The sequence below is a fragment of the Nocardia sp. NPDC060220 genome, from assembly GCF_042727815.1.
GTDB lineage: Bacteria > Actinomycetota > Actinomycetes > Mycobacteriales > Mycobacteriaceae > Nocardia.
In genome coordinates this window covers 1-3,736 of the sequence record NZ_JBHWZY010000694.1, presented here as the reverse complement: position 1 = coordinate 3,736, position 3,736 = coordinate 1, and the positions used below count along the sequence as shown (strand labels likewise).

3 protein-coding genes, 1 tRNA gene and 2 pseudogenes are annotated in these 3,736 nt (G+C 68.8%); all 6 read right to left on the bottom strand.

What is annotated here, in order from left to right:
- Positions 1 to 200 (bottom strand): annotated as a pseudogene (locus ACFWF3_RS27850) (hypothetical protein); the annotation flags it as partial.
- A gap of 25 nt (positions 201 to 225) precedes the next feature.
- The gene (locus tag ACFWF3_RS27845) at positions 226 to 813 is read right to left on the bottom strand and encodes a MarR family winged helix-turn-helix transcriptional regulator (protein ID WP_379316391.1); all 588 of its coding nucleotides are present in this window, start codon (positions 811 to 813) and stop codon (positions 226 to 228) included.
- 38 nt (positions 814 to 851) lie between these two features.
- Positions 852 to 923 (bottom strand) — tRNA-Cys (locus ACFWF3_RS27840).
- Between the two features lie 65 nt (positions 924 to 988).
- Positions 989 to 2,044: an ABC transporter ATP-binding protein gene (locus tag ACFWF3_RS27835; protein WP_379316389.1), complete on the bottom strand. Its 1,056-nt coding sequence runs from the start codon at positions 2,042 to 2,044 to the stop codon at positions 989 to 991.
- Positions 2,041 to 3,579 (bottom strand): ABC transporter permease, encoded by a 1,539-nt coding sequence (locus tag ACFWF3_RS27830; protein ID WP_379316387.1) that lies wholly within the window; start codon positions 3,577 to 3,579, stop codon positions 2,041 to 2,043. Before ACFWF3_RS27830 ends, ACFWF3_RS27835 begins: the two co-directional genes overlap by 4 nt.
- A gap of 15 nt (positions 3,580 to 3,594) precedes the next feature.
- Positions 3,595 to 3,736: pseudogene (locus ACFWF3_RS27825) on the bottom strand (iron ABC transporter substrate-binding protein); the annotation flags it as partial.

The window sequence follows — 3,736 nt, the reverse complement described above, 5'->3', positions numbered from 1 at the left end:
GTGCCCGAAATGTACTCCTCACGGTCGGCGGCCGCGGCGCGCATGCGATGGATCGCGGTGAGTACCGATTCCTCCACCGATCCGCCCGGCCTGCGCGGTACCTGGATCCGGTCGATGGGCGGCATGTGGGGCTGATCGGAATGGGTCAGCAGCGCACGGGCTCCACCCGCGCCCGCCGACACCCCGAGGATCAGCACCATGCGCTACATCGTGAACCTTTTCGGGCTAGCTGCCAAGGGAATCGGCCGAAGATTCTCCGGTCGATTGCCAGGTCGCGTGGAATGCGAGGTTTTCCGGGTCGTCGACCTCGAAATCGCCCGCGTCGTGACGGAATTGTGCCAGCAGTCGTAACAGGTCGCGGCCCTGGTCGGCGGGCAGGCCGGGTTCGGCGAACACCTCGGCGTTCAGTGCTGCCGTGGCTTCGGCCACGGATTTCCTTCCCGCGCTGGTGATTTCGATGAGAGTTGCCCGTCGGTCGCTGGGGTGCGGGACGCGGACCACCAGCCCGGCGGCTTCGAGCCGATCGACGGTATTGGTCACGCTCGTCGGATGCACCTGCAGGCGCGCACTCGCCTTGGCCATCGGCAGCGCGCCGGTGCGGCTGAAACTGAGCAGCTGCAGGAGTTCGTAGCGGGAGAACGTCAGCCCGGACGGTTTGAGCGCCTCGTCGACGCGCGCCATCACAATCTGCTGCGCCCGAACCAGCGAGGTCACCAGGGCCATCCCGTCGGCGACCGACTCCCAGCCGTGGGCGACCCACTGCCGGTAAGCCTCGGCGATCGGGTCCTCGGAAAGCGGTCTGGGCCGTGACATGAAAACGATCATTCCACGACCCAGCCGCTTTCCCACAGAGCGAGCGGCGGGAATTGAACCCGCGTTAACGGCTTTGCAGACCGTTGCCTAAACCACTCAGCCACGCCCGCCTCGCCATTGATAGTGCCGTGCTCCGGCGCCCGCGGCGAGGGTTGGGATCAGCGTGATCGCAACGTCAGTAGGCCACGGCGGGGCCGTGGACGGTGAGGCGGACGCGGTTGCCGGTGGTGGGGGCCTCGATGCCGGTGCGGCGGACACGGACGGTGCCCGCGCCCTCGGCGAGGTCGATGGTGACGATCACATCGGGGCCGCGGAAGTCGACGGCGGTGACGTGGCCGGAGTGCGATTCGTCGCCGATCACCTGGGCGGCGAGCTGTTCGGGGCGGATCATCAGGGTCACTTCGCCGGTGGGGGCGCCCGGCTGCACCGGGACGGGCCCCAGGACCGACTTGGCGGTGTCGGCTTCGCAGAGGGCGTCGAGGAGCACACAGTCCCCGAGGAAACGGGCGGTGAACAGGTCGGCGGGCCGGTGGTAGACCTGCTGCGGCGGCCCGACCTGGGTGAACCGCCCCGCGCGCATGACGGCGACCTGTTCGGCGAAGCTGAGCGCTTCCTCCTGATCGTGGGTGACCAGGATGCTGGTCATGCCCGCGGCGCGCAGCGTGTCGGCCACAGCCTGACGGGTGGTGGCGCGCAGGCCCGTGTCGAGGGCGCTGAACGGCTCGTCGAGCAGCATGAGATCCGGCTTGCGGGCCAGGGCCCGGGCCAGGGCGACACGCTGTTGCTGGCCGCCGGAGAGTTGATGGGGTTTGCGGTCGGCGTAGTCAGGGTCGAGGGAGACCATGGCCAGGAGTTCGATGACACGGGGGCGGTCGCGGTGTGGGCGCAGGCGGTCTACGGCGCCGCGCAGCCCGGTGTGCAGTCCGTAGGCGATATTGTCGGCGACGCTCAGGTGCGGGAACAGGGCGCCGTCCTGGGCGACGTAACCGATTCTCCTGCGCTGTGGTGGTACGCAAATATCTTGGTGCACAACAGCTTCCGAGCCGAGTCGCACCGAACCTGTATCCGGGCCCTCGAATCCGGCGATCACCCGCAACAAGGTGGTCTTGCCGCAGCCCGACGCGCCGACCACCGCCGTGGCCGTGCCGTTCGGTACGTCGAGGTCGATGTGATCGAGCACCGTGGTGCCACCGAAACTCTTCGAAACCCCTTCGACAACAAGCCGACTCATATCCCGGCCGCCTTTCGTGACTGGGTGAACAGTAGATATGTCACCGGGACGGCGGCGATGATCATGATCAACGCGTACGGTGCCGCGGCCGCGTAGTCGAGTTCGCCCGACTTCGCCCAGAACTGCATGGCCAGAGTGCGCGTACCGGTGGGCGCCAGCAGCAGCGTCGCGGTGAGTTCTGTTGATACCGCGACGAAGACGAGCGCGGCGGCCGACGCGGCGGCGGGCGCAGTCATGCGCAGGGTGACCCGGAAGAAAGTGGTCGAAGCCGATTCGCCCAGCGACCGCGACACCTCTTCGAGGCCGACCGGGACCTGGGCCAGCCCGGCTCGCACGCTCACCAACGCGCGGGGCAGGAACATCAGCGCGTAGGCGATCACCACCAGCGACACCGTTTGGTACAGCGGCGGTGTCCAGCGAATGGTGACGGTTACCAGGGCGAGCGCGATCACGATGCCGGGCAGCGAACTGGTGATGTAGTTGGCGCCCTCGATCAGCCGGGCGAACGCGCTCGTGGAACGCACCGCGATCCAGGCGACGGGGAACGCGCACAGCGTGGTGACCAGCGCGGCCGCGGCCGCCAGGCTGATCGTCTGGCCCAGTGCCGCACCGATTTCCGCGGAGTCCCACACCGCTGCACCACCCAGCCACAGCCAGCGCCCGATCGTCCACAGCGGCACGCCGAGCGACCCGGCGACCACCGCCACGAGTACCCCGAACAGCGGCACCCGCAGCCCACCCAGCGCGATCGGCCGCGCCGCCCGCGCCGCACCACCACCCAGCCGGGCGTAGCGCGCGTCGCCGCGCAGCAGCGACTCGCCACCGAGCAGCGCCAGGCAGCACAGCACCAGCACCCCCGCGAGCATGCTGCCCGCCGGACCGGCGAAACTGCTCTGGTACTGCTCGAAGATCGCCGTGGTGAACGTGTCGAAGCGCAACATCACGAACGCGCCGTATTCGGCGAGCAGATGCAGCCCGATCAGCAGGCCGCCACCGAGAATCGCTAATCGCAACTGTGGCAGCGTGATTCGCCAGAACACCGCTACCGGCCCCGAGCCCAGCGCACGCGCCGATTCCTCGATCGCCGGGTCGAGTCGGCGCAGCGTGGCCGCGACCGGCAGGTACACCAGCGGAAAATACGACATCGTCGCCACGATCACCGCGGCCGACAGCCCGTGCATCGACGGGAAAACGCTCACCCACCCATAACTGTTGACGAACGCGGGCACCGCGAGCGGGGCGACCAGCACCGGCCCCCACCACGCCCGTCCCGGCACATCGGTGCGCTCGACCAGCCAGGCCGACCCGATGCCGAGCACCACACAGACCGGCACCGTGCACACCACCAGCAGCGCGGTGTTCGTCAGCAGCTCGCCCACCCGCGGCCGGAACACCAGCGCGCCGGCCGCACTCAGCCCGGTGTCGAACAGCACCGAGACGATATAGCCCAGCGGCACGAACGTCGCCGCTGTGAGCACCAGCGCGACGAGCGTGCTGAACACCCCGGGCCGACCGACCCGGGGTGTCGACCTCACGAGGGTAGTGCGCACCTAGAGCAGCCCGGCCTCGGTCATCAGCTGGGTGACCTTCTTCGCGTCGAGCTTGCTCGGGTCGATCGCGGGTGCCTGCAGGTCGGCCAGCGGCGGCAGCGCGGGGTTCGCGGCGACATCGCTCGCCACCGGGTACTCCATC